This is a genomic window from Sulfurisoma sediminicola, from assembly GCF_003865015.1.
Lineage (GTDB): Bacteria > Pseudomonadota > Gammaproteobacteria > Burkholderiales > Rhodocyclaceae > Sulfurisoma > Sulfurisoma sediminicola.
The window spans coordinates 25,676-41,535 of the sequence record NZ_BHVV01000002.1; the positions used below are offsets into that span (position 1 = coordinate 25,676).

A 15,860-nucleotide genomic window follows, 5' to 3' on the forward strand; every position below is an offset into this window, starting at 1 on the left:
TTTCCGGTAATGGGTTTGCCGCGACGGGAAGGCGCGACGACAAAAGTCTTATGATACCCTATTCAGCTTTGCCCATTAAGTATCAAGCATGTCCCTGACCCTGGATGACGTACGCCGCATCGCGCGGCTGGCACGTCTGGACGTCTCCGCCGCGGAGCTCGACACGACCCGCGATCAGCTCAACGGCATCCTCGCCTTCATCGAGCAGTTGCAGTCGGTCGACACCGCCGGCATCGAGCCGATGGCCCATGCCGTCGACGTGGTGCAGCGCCTGCGCCCCGACGCGGTGGCGGAGGCCGACCGCCGCGACGCCTTCCAGGCGGTCGCGCCCGAGACCGAGGGGGGGCTCTATCTGGTACCCAAGGTGATCGAATGAATCTGACGATTCATTCGTCTGCCATGATGGCCCCCCATCCCCCGACCCCCGCCCCGAGGGCGGGGGCGACTGATTTGCGCCCCCGCGCTGCGGAGGCGAGGTGACATGATTAACGCTTCCCTCAAAGAGTTATCCGCTGCGCTGGCGCAGAAAAAGGCCTCGGCGGTCGAACTGGCGACGCTGTTCCTCGAACGCATCGAGAAGCTCAACCCGACCCTCAACGCCTTCGTCACCGTCGATCGCGAGAAGACGCTGACCATGGCACGCGAGGCCGACGCCTCGGGAAAAGTCGGCGCCAGCGACACGCCGCTTTCTGGTATCCCGTTGGCGCACAAGGATATTTTCTGCACCGAAGGCTGGCGGACCACCTGCGGCTCGAAGATGCTGTCGAACTTCGTTTCGCCCTACGACGCCACCGTGGTCGAGAAATTCAAGGCCGCCGGCATGGTCACGCTGGGCAAGCTCAACATGGACGAGTTCGCCATGGGCTCGTCGAACGAGACCTCGTTCTTCGGCCCGGTGAAGAATCCCTGGGATACCTCGCGGGTACCCGGCGGCTCCTCGGGCGGCTCGGCCGCGGCCGTGGCGGCGCGCCTTGCGCCGGCCGCCACCGGCACCGACACCGGCGGCTCGATCCGCCAGCCGGCGGCGCTGTGCGGCCTCACCGGGCTCAAGCCGACCTATGGCTTGGTTTCGCGCTACGGCATGATCGCCTTCGCATCCAGCCTCGACCAGGGCGGGCCGATGGCCAAGTCGGCCGAGGATTGCTCCCTGCTGCTGAACGCCATGGCCGGCTTCGATCCGCGCGACTCGACCAGCCTCGAGCGTCCGACGGAGGACTATGCCCGGGACCTCGATAAGCCCCTGCAAGGATTGCGCATCGGCTTGCCGAAGGAGTTCTTCGGCGAGGGCATGGATGCCGACGTGCGCGCGGCGGTCGAGGCGGCGCTGGCCGAGTACCGCAAGCTCGGCGCCGCCACGGTGGAAGTAAACCTGCCGAACTCGGGCCTCTCGGTGCCGGCCTATTACGTCATCGCACCGGCCGAGGCGAGTTCCAACCTCTCCCGTTTCGACGGCGTGCGCTACGGCCACCGTGCCGCCGACTACGCCGACCTCACCGACATGTACAGCAAGAGTCGCGCACAGGGTTTCGGCGACGAGGTCAAGCGCCGCATCCTCATCGGCACCTATGTCCTGTCGCACGGCTACTACGACGCCTATTACCTGCAGGCGCAGAAGGTACGCCGCCTGATCGCCAACGATTTTGCCGAGGCGTTCAAGTCCTGCGACGTCATCATGGGGCCTGCCACGCCCTCGGTGGCGTTCAAGTTCGGCGAGAAGAGCGCCGATCCGGTGCAGATGTACCTTTCGGACATCTACACCATCGCCGTCAACCTCGCCGGCCTGCCCGGGATGTCGATTCCCTGCGGCTTTGGTGCCGGCGACATGCCTGTCGGCCTGCAGCTCATCGGGCCCTGGTTCGCCGAGGCGAAGATGCTCAACGTCGCCCACCGCTACCAGCGTGCGACGGACTGGCATCTGCGGATGCCGGCCGGCCTCTAGGCGAGCGATGCGGTTGCGGCGTGCCCTGTCCTGCATGACCGCCGTTGCGCCGGCGCTGCTTCTCGGCGGTTGCGGCCTCTGGCCCTTCGGCAAGCCGCCGTCGCCGGCGGAACCGGAGCAGCCAAGACAGGCGCCGCGCGCGGAGCCGCGGGCGGAACCGCGGCCGCTGTCGGAACGCACCCGGCGCTATCTGGCCAGTCGCGGCCACGAGGTGATCGAGGAACGTCCGCTCAACGTTCGGGCCGACTGCAGCTTTCGTGACGAACTGGGCTACGCCGGCCGCCTCGATCTCGAGGTCCGGGATGCCGACGTGCGCCGCTTCGCCGCCAGGGTTGACGTGCCCCGGCGCGGCAGCTGCCGTTTCGACCTGGCCGACTTCCGCCAGGCGACGTCGCTGCCGACGATCACGCTGACCGGCGCCCAAAGCCGCTGCACGGTGAGGATGTGGGAGCAGGGCAGCAAGGTGACGGTGGCTTTCTCGGACTGCCAGGCGCAATGCGATGGCGGGACCTTCGACTATCTGTGGCCGATCCTCGTTGAGGCGCCGAGCGGCCGCTGCTTCTGAAAGAGAATGGAATTCGCATGAGTCAGTGGGAAGTCGTCATCGGGCTGGAAACCCATGCCCAGTTGCGCACGCAATCTAAGATCTTTTCGGGTGCGGCGACGGCCTTTGGCGCCGAGCCCAACCGTCAGGCTTGTGCGGTCGACATCGCGCTGCCCGGCGTGTTGCCGGTGCTCAACCGCGAGGCCGTGGTCTGCGCCATCAAGTTAGGCCTCGCCGTCAATGCTTCGATCGCGCCGCGCTCGGTTTTCGCCCGCAAGAACTACTTCTATCCCGACCTGCCCAAGGGTTATCAGATTAGCCAGTTCGAGATCCCGGTGGTCTCGGGCGGCAGCCTGACCATCCGCGTCGGCGAAACAGAAAAGACCGTGCGCCTGACCCGCGCCCACCTCGAGGAGGACGCCGGCAAGAGCCTGCACGAGGACTTCCACGGCAAGACCGGCATCGACCTCAACCGTGCCGGCACGCCGCTGCTCGAGATCGTCACCGAGCCGGACATGCGCTCCTCGCTTGAGGCCGTCGCCTACGCCAAGGCCCTGCATTCGCTGGTGACCTGGATCGGCATCTGCGACGGCAACATGCAGGAGGGTTCCTTCCGCTGCGACGCCAACGTCTCGGTGCGCCGGCCGGGCGCGCCGCTCGGTACCCGCCGGGAGATCAAGAACCTCAACTCCTTCCGCTTCCTGCAGCAGGCGATCGATTTCGAGATCCAGTGGCAGATCAACGAGATCGAGGAAGGCCGCGCCATCCAGCAGGCCACGGTGCTGTTCGACCCCGACACCGGCGAGACGCGGGCGATGCGTTCCAAGGAAGATGCCCACGATTATCGCTACTTCCCCGACCCCGATCTGCTGCCCCTCGAGATCACGCCGGCGTGGATCGAGGAAGTGAAGCGCGGCCTGCCCGAGTTACCGCAGGCGATGCAGGCCCGCTTTGTCTCCGACTACGGCCTCTCGGGCTACGATGCCGCGACGCTGACGGCGACGCGGGACATGGCCAAATACTTCGAGGACTGCATCGTCGCCGCGGGCCGCGAGAACGCCAAGACCTGCGCCAACTGGGTGATGGGCGAACTCGCCGCCCGCATGAACCGGGACAGCATGGAGATCGCCGCCGTGCCGCTGGCGCCGACTTTATTGGCCGGCATCGTGCGCCGCATCGCCGATGGCACGCTCTCCAACAAGCTGGCCAGGGAGGTGTTCGAGGCGCTGTGGGCGGGGGAAGGCAAGGATGCCGATGCGGTGATCGAGGCGCGTGGCCTCAAGCAGATTTCCGACAGCGGCGCGATCGAGGCGCTGATCGACGAGGTGCTCGCCGCCAACCCGAAGTCGGTCGAGGAATTCCGTGCCGGCAAGGAGAAGGCCTTCAACGCCCTCGTCGGTCAGGTGATGAAGGCGACCAGGGGTAAGGCCAATCCGCAACAGGTCAACGACCGGTTGCGGCAGAAACTGGCCGGCGGCTGATCAGCGCGGCCGCTTGTCGGCGGCCGGCGTATCGGCGGTCCGCGGAGTATTGCCGTAGCGCAGTTCCATGTAGTGCTTTTTCTCGTCGCCGTACTTGGCCAGCAGGGCGTCGCGCTCCTGCTTGCGGCCGTCAAGCGCCGCCTGCGCGGCCTTGATCGCCGCCTCGTTGTCCTCGACCTGCCTCTTGAGGTTGGTCGGCATCGGTTTCTTGACGTAAAATTCCTTCTCCGCGTCGAGCTTCTTCTTCTCCTTCGTCGCTTCGTCGTAGCGCTTCTGGGTGTCGGCCGAGGCCTTGTCGAAGTCGGCGAGCGCGCGGTCGCGGGCTACGTCGATGTCCTTTTCACTAGGATAGGTCGCCAGCAGCGCCTCGTTGTGGCGCTTGTCCTCGGCCGCTTTCTTCGCCTCCTCGACTTTCTTTGCCGTCTCGGCATCGCGCAACACGCGTTGTTCGGGCGTCAGCGGCGCTTCGACTTCCTTCACTAGGCGGCCGCGCTCGTCGAGGATGCGGTAGGCGCGCTTGTGGCAGGCGACCGGCAGCATGTCGCCGCAGGTGAGCTTGCCGTTGGCATCGTTGCAGCAGTAGGAACTGCGCGCGCTGGCGTCGCCGGCCGCTGCGAGACCGAGGACGGCGACAAGTCCCGCCGCGATCGAAAAATGTTTAGCTGACACCATAGTTCTCCCGGTAACGAGTGACTGCGTCGAGATTGCGTTCGAGTTCGGCATGGCCGCGTACCCCAAGGGTACTTGCTTCGCGGCGCAGGTAGCCGATGAGGTCGGCGAGGCTGGCAACGGCGACGACCGGCAAGCCGAAGTCCTGCTCGACCTCCTGCACGGCGGACAGTTCGCCCTGGCCGCGTTCCTGGCGGTCGAGCGCGATCACCACGCCTGCGGGAGTGGCGCCGGCCGCGCGAATGATGTTCACCGACTCGCGGATCGAGGTCCCGGCCGAGATCACGTCGTCGAGGATCAGCACGCGACCCGCGAGCGGGGCGCCGATCAGCGTGCCGCCCTCGCCGTGGTCCTTGGCTTCCTTGCGGTTGAAGCAGAAGGGCAGGTTGCGGCCGCGCCGCGCCAGCGCGATGGCGGTGCCGGCCGCGAGCGGGATGCCCTTGTAGGCCGGGCCGAACAGCATGTCGTGAGCGATGCCGGCGGCGAGTATGGTGTCGGCGTAGAAGTCGCAGAGGCGGCCCAGCGATGCACCGTCGTCGAACAGGCCGGCATTGAAGAAATAGGGCGACATGCGGCCGGCCTTGGTCTTGAATTCGCCGAAGCGCAATACGCCCTTGTCGCAGGCGAAGGCAATAAAATCCTGGCTGAATGTCACGTCGGGGTTCCTGAAAGACTGCAATGCTACGCATCATCACCGCAAACCTCAACGGGATACGCTCGGCCTCGACCAAGGGCTTCTTCGACTGGCTGGCCGGGCAGGACGCCGATGTCGTCTGCGTGCAGGAACTCAAGGCCCAGGTCGGCGACATGCGCGCGACCCTGCTCAACCCGCCCGGCTTCTTCGGCTATTTCCACTACGCGGAGAAGAAGGGCTACAGCGGCGTCGGCATCTATTGCCGCCGCCAGCCCGACCGGATCATCGAGGGACTCGGCATCGCCGACATCGATGCCGAAGGACGCTACATCGAAGTCGACTTCGAACGGCTGTCTGTAGTGTCGGTCTATCTGCCTTCGGGCTCCAGTTCCGAGGAACGGCAGGCGGCGAAATTCAGCTTCATGGAGCGCTTCTGGCCGCGACTCCAGGAATTGCGGCGGGCCGGTCGCGAGGTGGTGATCTGCGGCGACTGGAACATCGCGCACAAGGAAATCGACCTCAAGAACTGGAAGGGCAATCTGAAGAATTCCGGCTTCCTGCCGGCGGAACGTGCCTGGCTCACGCGCGTCTTCGACGAGCTGGGCTGGGTCGACGTTCATCGCCGGCTCTGCCCCGACGCCGGCGGCGAGGCCTACACCTGGTGGTCGAACCGGGGACAGGCCCGGGCGAAGAACGTCGGCTGGCGCATCGACTACCAGATCGCCACAACCGGCATCGCTGCGCAGGCACGGCACGCATCGGTGTTCAAGGCACAGCGCTTCTCGGATCATGCGCCGCTGATCATCGACTATGACGTGGGCCTTTGACTGCCGTCATTGCGCGACAGCGCCGAGTCCGGTAGCCTTCGTCTCTCAAGAAAGCCAATTTTCAAGGAGAAGACCATGAGCGACATGACCACCGTTTCCAAGGAAAAGCTGATCTCCGACGTCAAGGTCGTCATTGCCGATGCCGAGGAACTGCTGCGCGCCACCGCCGGCCAGGCCGGCGACAAGATCGCCGATGCCCGCGCCAAGATCCAGGACCATCTCAACAATGCCAAGGCCTCGCTGGCCGAAGCGCAGGCGGCCGTGGTCGAACGCGCCAAGGCCGTCGGCCATGCCACCGACGACTACGTGCATGACAATCCCTGGCGTTCCGTCGGCGTCGCCGCCGGCATCGGCTTCATCGTCGGCCTGCTGATCGGTCGCCGCTGATTCCCGGCTGACCCTCGCGATGTCCGAATCGGCGCCGCGCGGCGGGGTGGCATCCTCGCTGCGCAGCCTTTTTGGCAACGGCCTCGCGCTGTTGCAGACGCGGCTTGAACTGCTCTCGATCGAGGCGCAGGAAGAACGTGTGCGCCTGCTCTCGCTGCTCACTTATGGCGCACTTGCCTTCGTGCTGCTGAGCTTCGGCCTGATGTTCCTGGCCCTGCTGGTCACGGTGCTGCTATGGGATAGTCACCGCCTGCTGGCGCTGGGCATATTTACGGCCATTTTCCTGACCGGCGGCCTGATCGCCCTGGTCGCCATGCTGCGCCAGGCGCATACCCCGTCCAAACTGTTCGCGGCCAGCATCGCCGAGCTGGCGCAGGATCGCGCCGCCCTGCGGGGTGAATCGAAGCAGTGAGTCCCAACGTGATCGAACTGGCGCTGCAGAAGCAGCGCCTCCAGCTCAAGAGCGCCGAGCAGCGCGGTGCGCTGATGGCGGCCGTCGCCGAGCTCGCCCCGGCTTTCGCCGTCGTCGACGGCGTGCGCGATGGTTTCCGCTGGCTCCGCCACCACCCCGAGTGGCTGGCCGGCGGCATAGTGACGCTGCTGGTCGTGCGTCCTGGTGCCGTGTTGCGCCTGGCCGAACGGGGCTTCTTCGCCTGGCAGCTGTGGCGCAAGTTCAGCGAGTGGCGGGCGTCTTCGCCAGAGACCCCCTTCAAGGCACTGGCACGCTTCCGTCGTACCTGATGCCCCGGTTCGGGAGGAATGAAGGGCCGCGGGCCCACGCCCGGCCCGTTGCGCGTCCCGTTCGGCTGCTTCCACCGGCGCTCATGGCTCCATCTGGTGGGGACTGATACCACCAATTTTCTGCTTTAAGTTTGATCTTTCGCAACATTAGCGCTCGCTAATGTTTTAGGATGCGGCTGTCGATAACCCCATGCGTCACCCCCAGCTATGTCTAATGCTGCGCGATCGATCCTCTATGTTCGCCTGCCGGTCTGGAAGATCTGGCCCGGTGGCGTGGTCTATGTCGCCGACTTCATCCACAAGCAGCGCCCGGGCATCCGCCAGGAGATCCTTGACCTCGCGTTGATTCCCCCGCCAAGCCGCGGGGCCGAACTCAAGCGCCGCCTGCTCGAGTTCCGCCCCGACGTGGTCGCCTTCTCCTGGCGCAACATGCAGACCTTCGGGCCGCACCCGGAGAACGATGCGCTCGACGTGGTGATGAACTTCGACCACTCGCCCAAGCCGTGGCGGCGGATCAAGGCCGCATGGCAGGCAATCGGCATCATCCGCGACTACGCCGTGGCGCGGCTGCGCAATTTCGCCTGGTTCCGCCTGGCCCGGCAGTTGTTGCCGGAGTCGCGCATCGTCGTCGGCGGCACGGCGGTATCCATCTTTGGCAAGTACGTCGCCGAGAAATGCCCGAGCGACACCGTGGTGGTCGTGGGGGAGGGCGAGGAGGCGATGCTGTCCATCGTCGACGGCTTCAATGATCCCGCCGGCAACCATTACTACAAGGACAGCAGCGGCCGCGTCAGCCACCATCCGGCCGAGGAAAGTTTCGACCTTTCCCGGCTCACCGCCGTCGATTTCGGTTACGTCGAGTCCATTTTCCCCGGCTTCCGCGACTATCTGGGCGGCACCATCGGCGTCCATACCAAGCGCGGCTGCCCCTTCCAGTGCCATTTCTGCCTCTACAACAAAATCGAGGGCGGTCGCCAGCGCTACCGCGATCCGGCCGAGGTGGCCAAGGAAATCGAGACCCTAGAAAAGGTCTATGGCGTCAAGGACATCTGGTTCACAGACGCCCAGTTCTGCTCGACCCGGCGCAGCATGAAACATGTCGAGCACATCCTCGACGAGATGCTGGCGCGGCAGGTCAAGGTGCGCTGGACCGGTTACCTGCGCCTCAACTACCTGACACCGGAAGTCGCCCGCAAGATGCTCGCCTCGGGCCTGACCAGCATCGACCTCTCATTCACCGGCACCCAGGACATCATCGACAGCCTGACGCTCGGCTACGACCTCGAGCAGCAGATGGCCGCCTTCCGCCTGTTCAAGGATGCCGCGGTCGAGGGCTGGGACAAGCAGAAGATCAAGCTCTACATGCCGCTCAACGCGCCGGGCGAGACGCCGGACACGCTGCGAGCCACCATGGCGCGCATCCGCGAGCTTTACGAAATGTTCGGCCGCGACAACGTGCTGCCCTTCATTTTCTTCATCGGCGTCCAGCCCAACACGCCGATCGAGGAGAAACTGCTCGCGTCCGGCTACCTGCCGCGCGGCTACGACCCGCTGACGCTCAACCCCTTCACCATCAAGAAGCTGCTCTACAACCCGAAGCCGCTGGGCGCGATGATCGGCCGCGCCTATCTCGAGGCGCTGGAGTGCTCGTCCAAGCTCGACGAGGGCGCCAACGTCGAAGGCGACTACGTCGGCCGGGCGACGATGGAAATCCTCGAGCGCAAGCTCAACGAGTCGTTCCCGACGCCGTATCGCCAGCGCCGACTTTTCTCATTGCAGACGGTCGTTACACCGCAAGGCACAGATACTTGAGTTCGAGGTATTCCTCGATGCCGTAGCGCGAGCCCTCGCGGCCGATGCCGGATTGCTTGACGCCGCCGAAGGGAGCGACCTCGTTGGCGATGATGCCGACGTTGATGCCGACCATGCCGTACTCGAGCGCCTCGGCCACGCGCCAGACGCGAGATACGTCCCGGGCGTAGAAGTAGGCTGCGAGTCCGTATTCGGTGGCGTTGGCCAGCGCGATCGCCTCGGCCTCGTCCCTGAACCTGAACAGCGGCGCCACCGGTCCGAAAGTCTCCTCGCGGGAGCAGCGCATTTCGGGCGTGACGTCGGCCAGGACGGTCGGCTCGAAGAAAGTGCCGCCGCGCGCATGGCGCCTGCCGCCGGTCAGGATGCGGGCGCCCTTGGCCAGCGCATCGGCGACGTGGGCCTCGACCTTCTCCAGTGCGGCCGCGTCGATCAGCGGCCCCTGGTTCACGCCTTCCTCGCTGCCCGCACCGACCTTGAGGGCCGTGACGCGGGCCGCGAGCTTCGTGGCGAAGCTTTCGTAGATGCCCTCCTGCACCAGCAGGCGGTTGGCGCAGACGCAGGTCTGGCCGGCGTTGCGGTATTTCGACGCCATCGCGCCGTCCACGGCCGCGTCGACGTCGGCGTCGTCGAAGACGATGAAGGGGGCGTTGCCGCCGAGTTCGAGCGAGATCTTCTTGATCGTCGGCGCACACTGCGCCATCAGCAGCCGCCCGACCTCGGTCGAGCCGGTGAAGGAGAGCTTGCGCACGACGCGGTTGGAGGTCAGCTCGCCGCCGATCAGCGGGGCGCTCGCGGCCGAGCCGGTGACGACGTTGATGACCCCGGCGGGGAAGCCCGCGCGGTCGGCCAGCTCCATCAGCGCCAGCGCCGTGAGCGGCGTCTGCTCGGCCGGTTTCACCACCACGGTACAGCCGGCGGCCAGCGCCGGGGCGACCTTGCGGGTGATCATGGCCGCCGGGAAATTCCAGGGCGTGATCGCGGCACAGACGCCGATCGGCTGTTTCAGCACCACGATGCGGCGGTCGCCGGTCGGCGCCGGCATGGTGTCGCCATAGACGCGCTTGCCCTCCTCGGCAAACCACTCGACGAAACTCGCGGCGTAGGCGACCTCGCCGCGCGCCTCGGCCAGCGGCTTGCCCTGCTCGGACGTCATGATGGTCGCGAGGTCGTCGATGTTGGCCATGATCAGTTCGAACCAGCGGCGCAAGATGGTCGCGCGCTCCTTGCCGGTCAGCGCGCGCCACGCCGGCAGGGCGGCATCGGCCGCATCGATCGCGCGGCGCGCCTCGGTGGCGCCCATGTCGGGCACGTCGGCGAGGTGTTCGCCGCTGGCCGGGTTGCGCACGGCGTAGGCGGCCGCGGCACCCGTCCAGATGCCGGCGACGAAAGCCCGCTCGCGCAGCAGGCCGGGATCACGCAATTGCATGTTGTTTTCTCCGCTGTTTCTCGGGGTGCCGGCGAGTCTACCGGAATAGGATTGCGAGATGCTGCACCGCTCCTTTCCGGCCCTGACCATCGTCGCCGCCAGTTCGACCCTCGTGCTGTCGGGCTGCGGTCTGCTGTCGCTCTCGCAATCGTCGTCACCCGTCGCGGGTGGCGCAAAAAGCAGTTTCGCCGCGCGCCATGCCGTTCCCGAGCGGGCGCAGGACGTGGTGCTCTACGCGCTGGGCCTGGTCGAGACCGGCTACCGTTTCGGCGGCAAGAACCCGGAAGCCGGCCTAGACTGCAGCGGCATGGTCAGCTATGTCTTCGACAGGGCCGCCGGCCTGCGGCTCGGCGGCTCGGCGGCCGACATCGCCCAGCGCGGCCGCCTGGTCGGCGTCCCCGAGCTGCGACCCGGCGACCTCGTCTTCTTCAACACCCGCAACAAGCCCTATTCGCACGTCGGCATCTACATCGGCGACGGCCGCTTCGTCCATGCGCCCAACAGCAATGGCAAGGTACGCACCGATAGCCTTCAGGCCGGATGGTTCGCGGCGCGCTTCGAGGAAGCGCGCACTTACTTCGAGTAGTCGTCCTCCGACGGTGCGCTCGGTGGCTAGAGGCCGTTGGCCTTGAACCATTCCTGCAGACGCTTCCAGCCGTCCTCGGCCTCGGGCTTGCGGTAGGTCGGCCGGTAGTCGGCGTGGAAGGCGTGCGGGGCGTCCGGATAGACATGGAGCTGCGACTTGCTGCCGGCCTTCGCCAGCGCCGCCTTCATCGCCTCGACGTCGTCGAGCGGGATGCCCTGATCCTTACCGCCGTAGAGGCCGAGCACCGGCGCCTTGATGTTCGCCGCGAGTTCCAGCGGCTGCTTCGGCCTTTCTACCGTCGGCGCGTCGTCGATGCGGCCGTACCAGGCCACGCCGGCCTTGAGCTTGGGGTTGTGGGCGGCGTAGAGCCAGGTGATGCGTCCGCCCCAGCAGAAGCCGGTAATGCCGAGCCGCTCGGCATCGCCGCCGTTCTTCGCCGCCCAGGCGGCGCAGGCGTCGAGATCGGCCATCACGCCCGTATCCGGCGTCTTGTTGACGACGCTCGCAATGAGATCCTGGACATTCGAGAACTTCCACGGCTCGCCATAGCGGGCGAACAGCTCCGGCGCGATCGCCAGGTAGCCGAGCTTGGCCAGGCGCCTGCAGGTGTCGGCGATGTATTCGTGGACGCCGAAGATCTCGGAAACCACGAGGATTGTGGGAAAGTTCGAACCCGTCGCCGGCTGGGCGCGGTAGACCGGCATCTTGCCGTCCGGCGTCGGGATCTTGATCTCGCCGGCGGTGAGGCCCTTGGTGTCGGTCTTGACCGCGGTCTGCGCCATGATCGGCTGCGTCGCCAGCGCGAAGCCGGTACCCAGGGCGGTGACGATGAAGCCGCGGCGGTCAAGCTTCGCAGCGGGAAAGAGGCTGTCGAATTCGGGGTTGGGTTGGTTCATTTTTTGTCTCCGTAAGGTGATGGGGCCGGGAAAAAATACGCCTGCCGCGGCCGAATGGCAAACGCTTCCATCGACCCGGCCACCGCGAAAAAGAGCGTCCGGACGCGACCGAAGTCAACGGCGCGGATGCGTCCGCCGCTGTTCGGGGGTCAGGAGATCAGAAAACGTACTGGAAGTTGAAATGGCCACGGAAGTCGCCGGTAGCCACCTGGCTGTCGCCGGTGCCGACCCGGGTGCCGCTGCCCGACGCGTTGGCATTGGGCGTGCCGGCGGCGAAGACATAGGCGATGTCGAAGCGGAAGACCGCGTCCTTGGCATAGCTGTAGCGCAGGCCGATACCCGTGCTGCCGGCATCGGTTATCAGCGGTGGGGCGTTGCTCACGCCGGTATAGATGAAGCCCTGTCCCCAATCGATGAAACCCAGGAACTTGAGGCTGCCCGGGGCGTTGAACTCCTTGGCCATTTCGGGGGTGTAGGCCTCGAAATTCATGAAATAGCCGCTGTCGCCGGTGACCGTGCGCTCGAAGAAGCCCCGGACCATGTTGGCGCCGGTGACGCCGAACTGCTCGACGGCGGGCAGGCCAACCTGCAGCGAGCCGCGGTGATTGGCGGGGGCGTACTGGCCACTGAAGTTGTAGCGCAGTGCCCAGTCGCTCTTCAGCACCTGCAGGTAGCTGGTGTTGAGCCGGTAGGCCGAGAAACTCGGAATGTTGTTGGCGCCGAGGTTGGTCGGCAGCATGTCCTGCTGGTCGCCGAAGGCGACGCCGAGGTTGTAGTCGAGCAGGGAGCCCGGCTGCATGCGCTGGCCGGCATAGGTGAAGGAGACAGGCTGGATGCGGTTCTTCTGGGTGGTGACGGCGGCGCAATTGCCGGCCGGCACGCAGTTCTCGACGATCATGTCCTTGAGGTCGTAGCCGATGATGACCTTGGAGGTGTATTCACCGAGTCGCGGCAGGTAATGGTTCCAGCGCAGGGCGTAGACTTCGCCCTTGCCGACGATGCCCGGACCTGTGGCTGCGCCTGTGACGCCCGCGGTCGGCACCGGGCTGTTGCTGTTCGACTTGCCGTAGGCGAAATCGATGGCGTCGCCGATGGAGTACAGCGGCAGCCGGTAGGCCATGCTGGCCACGGCCATCTCGCGGGCGGTCTCGCTGCCGGGGGCCCTATTCACGGATGGCGTGTCCGGCAGGTCGGGCGAGCCGGTGATCGCCAGGGTGAGGATGTGGTCGGCGTTGAACAGGTTGGCGTGCTGGTAGGCGAGGCCGATGCGGTGACGCCCGGTCGATGGCGTACCGGTGTTGTCGGCGGTGACGATGAAACGGCTCGGATCCTCGTCGCTGACGTTGATTCCGGCGTTGACCTTGCCTGCCTCTTCGGCGATGCCGAGAGTGACTTCGATCTGCTTGACCGGGTTCTCGTTGGCGAGCTGGATGTTCTCGGAGATCAGGCGCATGTTGGGCGCCTTGCCCTCGACCAGGCCGGGCAGGGTGTTGAAGATGTTTGCCGAATCGAAATGCTTGTTGCCGGCCAGGGTGATCTTGCCGATGACCGTTTCGGTTACGACCAGCTTGACCACGCCGGCGCTGAGTTCCTGTTCGGGGACGAACACCTGCACGGTGCCGTAGCCGGCCTTGCGATAGGCATTCTCGAGCGCTTCGAGCGCCTTCTGCACGTCGCCGTAGACGCGCTGCTTCCCGGCGAAGGGAGCGACCAGTTCAGTGACCTGCGCCTGCGGCAGCAGGGTGTTGCCCTCCACCTGGAATTTCGTGATGTCGAAGCGCACATCGTTCTGCGCCTGGACTGCCGTGGCGAAGGCCGCCACGGCGAGCGCCGAAAAAATTGTCCTGATCTGCATGTTGTTTCCCCCGAACCCCCTGCGACGCAAGTTCAAATTTGACTTAACAATAGCGCCTAACTTACTGCTTTTTAGTGCTTTTTGCCAAGAAAAATCCGCAGCGTCTTGAGCCCGATGTCAGGTTATTGCTACAAAAGCACGATGTCAAACTGCTCTTGAGTGTAGCTGGCCTCGGGATGAAGGGATACCGGCTTGCCGATGAAGTCGGAAAGCATGGCGAGTGCCTGGGATTCCTCGTCGAGGAATAGATCGATGACGGCGGGGGAGCCGAGGATGCGGTATTCCCTGGCGTTGAACTGGCGGGCCTCGCGCAGCAGCTCGCGCAGGATCTCGTAGGCGACGGTCTGCGCGGTCTTGACCTCGCCGCGGCCACCGCAGGTGGGGCAGGTTTCGCAGAGGATGTGGGCGAGCGATTCGCGCGTGCGCTTCCGCGTCATCTCGACCAGGCCGAGCTGGGTGAAGCCATTGACGGTGATGCGGGTGTGGTCGCGCGCCAGCGCCTTGTTGAGTTCGGCGAGCACGGCTTCCTTGTGCTCGGCGTTTTCCATGTCGATGAAGTCGAGGATGATGATGCCGCCGAGATTGCGCAGGCGCAGCTGGCGGGCGATGGCCTGCGCCGCCTCGAGGTTGGTCTTGAAGATGGTGTCGTCGAAGTTGCGGGCGCCGACGAAGCCGCCGGTGTTGACGTCGATGGTGGTCAGCGCTTCGGTCTGGTCGACGATGAGGTAGCCGCCGGACTTGAGCTCGACGCGGCGCGCCAGCGCCTTCTGGATCTCGTCCTCGACGCCGTTGAGATCGAACAGCGGCCGCTCGCCGATGTAGTGGCTGAGCAGCCCGGCGAGCTGCGGCATGTACTCCTGGGCGAAGAGGGAGAGCTTCTGGAAGTTCTCGCGCGAGTCGACGGTGATCCGCGTCGTCTCCGGGCTGACGAGGTCGCGCAGCACGCGCTCGGCCAGCGTCAGATCGTGGTGCAGCAGCGTCGGTGGCTGGGCGCCCTTGGAGCGCTGGACGATCTCGGACCAGAGGCGGCGCAGGTAGGCGATGTCGGTGGCGAGTTCCTCGTCGCTGGCCGAGGAAGCCATGGTGCGCACGATGAAGCCGCCCGGCGCCTCCGCCGGCACCAGGCCCTGGATGCGCGTGCGCAGCGCCTCGCGCTCGACCTCGTCCTCGATGCGCTGCGAAATGCCGATGTGCTTTTCTTGCGGCAGAAACACCAGCAACCGGCCGGCGATCGAGACCTGTGTGGATAGCCGCGCACCCTTGGAACCGATCGGGTCCTTGAGCACCTGCACCACGATGTTCTGGCCCTCGCTGAGGATGCGCTCGATCGGCCGCGCCGGTTCCTGCCCGCCGCGCTCTTCCCAGATGTCGGCGACGTGGAGGAAGGCGGTGCGCTCGAGGCCGACGTCGACGAAGGCCGACTGCATGCCGGGCAGCACGCGGGCGACGCGACCGAGATAGATGTTGCCGACGATGCCGCGGCCGTGGGTGCGCTCGATGTGCAGCTCCTGCACCACGCCCTGATGCATCAGGGCGACCCGCGTCTCCTGCGGGGTGAAGTTGATGAGGAACTCTTCAGCCACGGCGGCAGCGACTAGCGTTCAGAGATGTACACATAGAGCTTGGCCAGCTGCATCTTCAAGCGCTCGGAGGCGCGCACGTAGTCGCCGTGGTCGAGCATGCGCAGCGCATCGTCCTTCCTGCCCTGCTGGGCCGTGGTCAGGACGTGGCCGGCGCAGGTATGGAAGTGCGCATGCATCGCCTTCATGTCGTCGAAGGTCTGGATCGCGCCGTACGACTCGCCGCCGGGACCGTGGAGCCACTGGCCGAGCGGGCACTTGTCGTCGCACGAAACCACCTCGACCTTGAGATCCTCGTCGCTGGTGCCGTTGATGTAGTTTTCCAGCCGCGTCTTCCACTTCATGTGGGCATCGATCGCCGTCATGAAATTGAGGCCGCCCGCTTCCCCGGCATGCCGATCGGCCGGCGGCGATGGCGCCATGTCGGCAGCGGCGCCTTCGGCACCCCCCGCCAGATTCCTGAACCAGTCCATCAGCCCCATG

At 65.7% G+C, this 15,860-nt stretch carries 17 protein-coding genes; 10 read left to right on the forward strand and 7 right to left on the reverse strand.

Annotation, left to right across the window (positions count from 1 at the left end):
- Positions 1 to 88: 88 nt before the first annotated feature.
- The 4 genes from gatC to gatB all read left to right on the forward strand — a co-directional run bounded on the left by gatC (position 89) and on the right by gatB (position 3,964).
- The gene (gene gatC / locus EJE94_RS04140) at positions 89 to 376 is read left to right on the forward strand and encodes an Asp-tRNA(Asn)/Glu-tRNA(Gln) amidotransferase subunit GatC (protein WP_121240202.1); all 288 of its coding nucleotides are present in this window, start codon (positions 89 to 91) and stop codon (positions 374 to 376) included.
- A gap of 105 nt (positions 377 to 481) precedes the next feature.
- Positions 482 to 1,939, forward strand: coding sequence for an Asp-tRNA(Asn)/Glu-tRNA(Gln) amidotransferase subunit GatA (gene gatA / locus EJE94_RS04145; protein WP_121240203.1), 1,458 nt, complete (start codon positions 482 to 484; stop codon positions 1,937 to 1,939).
- Between the two features lie 34 nt (positions 1,940 to 1,973).
- Positions 1,974 to 2,504: a hypothetical protein gene (locus EJE94_RS04150; protein WP_207855714.1), complete on the forward strand. Its 531-nt coding sequence runs from the start codon at positions 1,974 to 1,976 to the stop codon at positions 2,502 to 2,504.
- A gap of 17 nt (positions 2,505 to 2,521) precedes the next feature.
- Positions 2,522 to 3,964, forward strand: coding sequence for an Asp-tRNA(Asn)/Glu-tRNA(Gln) amidotransferase subunit GatB (gatB, locus tag EJE94_RS04155; protein WP_207855715.1), 1,443 nt, complete (start codon positions 2,522 to 2,524; stop codon positions 3,962 to 3,964).
- Here gatB and EJE94_RS04160 read toward each other — a convergent pair whose 3' ends face one another.
- On the reverse strand, positions 3,965 to 4,633 hold the full coding sequence (locus EJE94_RS04160) for a hypothetical protein (protein ID WP_124962392.1): 669 nt from the start codon (positions 4,631 to 4,633) through the stop codon (positions 3,965 to 3,967).
- A complete protein-coding gene (pyrE, locus tag EJE94_RS04165) occupies positions 4,623 to 5,267 on the reverse strand; it encodes an orotate phosphoribosyltransferase (protein WP_207855765.1) in 645 nt (214 codons plus the stop codon). Before pyrE ends, EJE94_RS04160 begins: the two co-directional genes overlap by 11 nt.
- A gap of 44 nt (positions 5,268 to 5,311) precedes the next feature.
- On the opposite strand from pyrE, the gene EJE94_RS04170 reads away from it, so the two are divergent.
- From EJE94_RS04170 to EJE94_RS04190, 5 genes are all read left to right on the forward strand, one after another.
- Positions 5,312 to 6,094, forward strand: coding sequence for an exodeoxyribonuclease III (locus EJE94_RS04170; RefSeq protein WP_121240208.1), 783 nt, complete (start codon positions 5,312 to 5,314; stop codon positions 6,092 to 6,094).
- Between the two features lie 75 nt (positions 6,095 to 6,169).
- The gene (locus EJE94_RS04175) at positions 6,170 to 6,481 is read left to right on the forward strand and encodes an ElaB/YgaM/YqjD family protein (RefSeq protein WP_121240209.1); all 312 of its coding nucleotides are present in this window, start codon (positions 6,170 to 6,172) and stop codon (positions 6,479 to 6,481) included.
- A 19-nt stretch (positions 6,482 to 6,500) separates the two neighbouring features.
- Positions 6,501 to 6,893, forward strand: coding sequence for a phage holin family protein (locus tag EJE94_RS04180; RefSeq protein WP_121240210.1), 393 nt, complete (start codon positions 6,501 to 6,503; stop codon positions 6,891 to 6,893).
- Complete coding sequence (locus tag EJE94_RS04185; RefSeq protein ID WP_121240211.1) at positions 6,890 to 7,222, forward strand: YqjK-like family protein; 333 nt, start codon at positions 6,890 to 6,892, stop codon at positions 7,220 to 7,222. Before EJE94_RS04180 ends, EJE94_RS04185 begins: the two co-directional genes overlap by 4 nt.
- A gap of 207 nt (positions 7,223 to 7,429) precedes the next feature.
- Positions 7,430 to 9,034 carry a B12-binding domain-containing radical SAM protein gene (locus tag EJE94_RS04190; RefSeq protein ID WP_121240212.1) on the forward strand — a complete coding sequence of 535 codons (1,605 nt, stop codon included), beginning with the start codon at positions 7,430 to 7,432 and terminating at the stop codon, positions 9,032 to 9,034.
- On the opposite strand, the gene EJE94_RS04195 is transcribed toward EJE94_RS04190, so the two are convergent.
- Positions 9,009 to 10,460, reverse strand: a complete 1,452-nt coding sequence (locus tag EJE94_RS04195) for an NAD-dependent succinate-semialdehyde dehydrogenase (RefSeq protein ID WP_121240213.1) — start codon at positions 10,458 to 10,460, stop codon at positions 9,009 to 9,011. The two genes, EJE94_RS04190 and EJE94_RS04195, sit on opposite strands and share 26 nt — an antisense overlap.
- Before the next feature lie 58 nt (positions 10,461 to 10,518).
- Here EJE94_RS04195 and EJE94_RS04200 point away from each other — a divergent pair, with 58 nt between their 5' ends.
- On the forward strand, positions 10,519 to 11,046 hold the full coding sequence (locus EJE94_RS04200) for a C40 family peptidase (RefSeq protein ID WP_121240214.1): 528 nt from the start codon (positions 10,519 to 10,521) through the stop codon (positions 11,044 to 11,046).
- Positions 11,047 to 11,072: 26 nt separating this feature from the next.
- On the opposite strand, the gene EJE94_RS04205 is transcribed toward EJE94_RS04200, so the two are convergent.
- From EJE94_RS04205 to EJE94_RS04220, 4 genes are all read right to left on the reverse strand, one after another.
- Entirely contained in the window at positions 11,073 to 11,942 is an 870-nt protein-coding gene (locus tag EJE94_RS04205; protein ID WP_121240215.1) for a dienelactone hydrolase family protein, read from the reverse strand.
- A gap of 157 nt (positions 11,943 to 12,099) precedes the next feature.
- Positions 12,100 to 13,797 carry a ShlB/FhaC/HecB family hemolysin secretion/activation protein gene (locus EJE94_RS04210; RefSeq protein WP_121240216.1) on the reverse strand — a complete coding sequence of 566 codons (1,698 nt, stop codon included), beginning with the start codon at positions 13,795 to 13,797 and terminating at the stop codon, positions 12,100 to 12,102.
- A 128-nt stretch (positions 13,798 to 13,925) separates the two neighbouring features.
- On the reverse strand, positions 13,926 to 15,380 hold the full coding sequence (rng, locus tag EJE94_RS04215) for a ribonuclease G (protein ID WP_121240217.1): 1,455 nt from the start codon (positions 15,378 to 15,380) through the stop codon (positions 13,926 to 13,928).
- 11 nt (positions 15,381 to 15,391) lie between these two features.
- Positions 15,392 to 15,859, reverse strand: a complete 468-nt coding sequence (locus tag EJE94_RS04220; RefSeq protein ID WP_121240218.1) for a CZB domain-containing protein — start codon at positions 15,857 to 15,859, stop codon at positions 15,392 to 15,394.
- Between the last annotated feature and the right edge of the window lies 1 nt (position 15,860).

What these genes read in the sequence shown, in the direction of transcription:
- gatC (WP_121240202.1), top strand. Translation starts at nt 89, where the DNA reads ATGTCCCTGACCCTGGATGACGTACGCCGCATCGCGCGGCTGGCACGT.
- gatA (WP_121240203.1), top strand. Translation starts at nt 482, where the DNA reads ATGATTAACGCTTCCCTCAAAGAGTTATCCGCTGCGCTGGCGCAGAAA.
- EJE94_RS04150 (WP_207855714.1), top strand. Translation starts at nt 1,974, where the DNA reads ATGACCGCCGTTGCGCCGGCGCTGCTTCTCGGCGGTTGCGGCCTCTGG.
- gatB (WP_207855715.1), top strand. Translation starts at nt 2,522, where the DNA reads ATGAGTCAGTGGGAAGTCGTCATCGGGCTGGAAACCCATGCCCAGTTG.
- EJE94_RS04170 (WP_121240208.1), top strand. Translation starts at nt 5,312, where the DNA reads ATGCTACGCATCATCACCGCAAACCTCAACGGGATACGCTCGGCCTCG.
- EJE94_RS04175 (WP_121240209.1), top strand. Translation starts at nt 6,170, where the DNA reads ATGAGCGACATGACCACCGTTTCCAAGGAAAAGCTGATCTCCGACGTC.
- EJE94_RS04180 (WP_121240210.1), top strand. Translation starts at nt 6,501, where the DNA reads ATGTCCGAATCGGCGCCGCGCGGCGGGGTGGCATCCTCGCTGCGCAGC.
- EJE94_RS04190 (WP_121240212.1), top strand. Translation starts at nt 7,430, where the DNA reads ATGTCTAATGCTGCGCGATCGATCCTCTATGTTCGCCTGCCGGTCTGG.
- EJE94_RS04195 (WP_121240213.1), bottom strand. Translation starts at nt 10,460, where the DNA reads ATGCAATTGCGTGATCCCGGCCTGCTGCGCGAGCGGGCTTTCGTCGCC.
- EJE94_RS04200 (WP_121240214.1), top strand. Translation starts at nt 10,519, where the DNA reads ATGCTGCACCGCTCCTTTCCGGCCCTGACCATCGTCGCCGCCAGTTCG.
- EJE94_RS04205 (WP_121240215.1), bottom strand. Translation starts at nt 11,942, where the DNA reads ATGAACCAACCCAACCCCGAATTCGACAGCCTCTTTCCCGCTGCGAAG.
- EJE94_RS04210 (WP_121240216.1), bottom strand. Translation starts at nt 13,797, where the DNA reads ATGCAGATCAGGACAATTTTTTCGGCGCTCGCCGTGGCGGCCTTCGCC.
- EJE94_RS04220 (WP_121240218.1), bottom strand. Translation starts at nt 15,859, where the DNA reads ATGGGGCTGATGGACTGGTTCAGGAATCTGGCGGGGGGTGCCGAAGGC.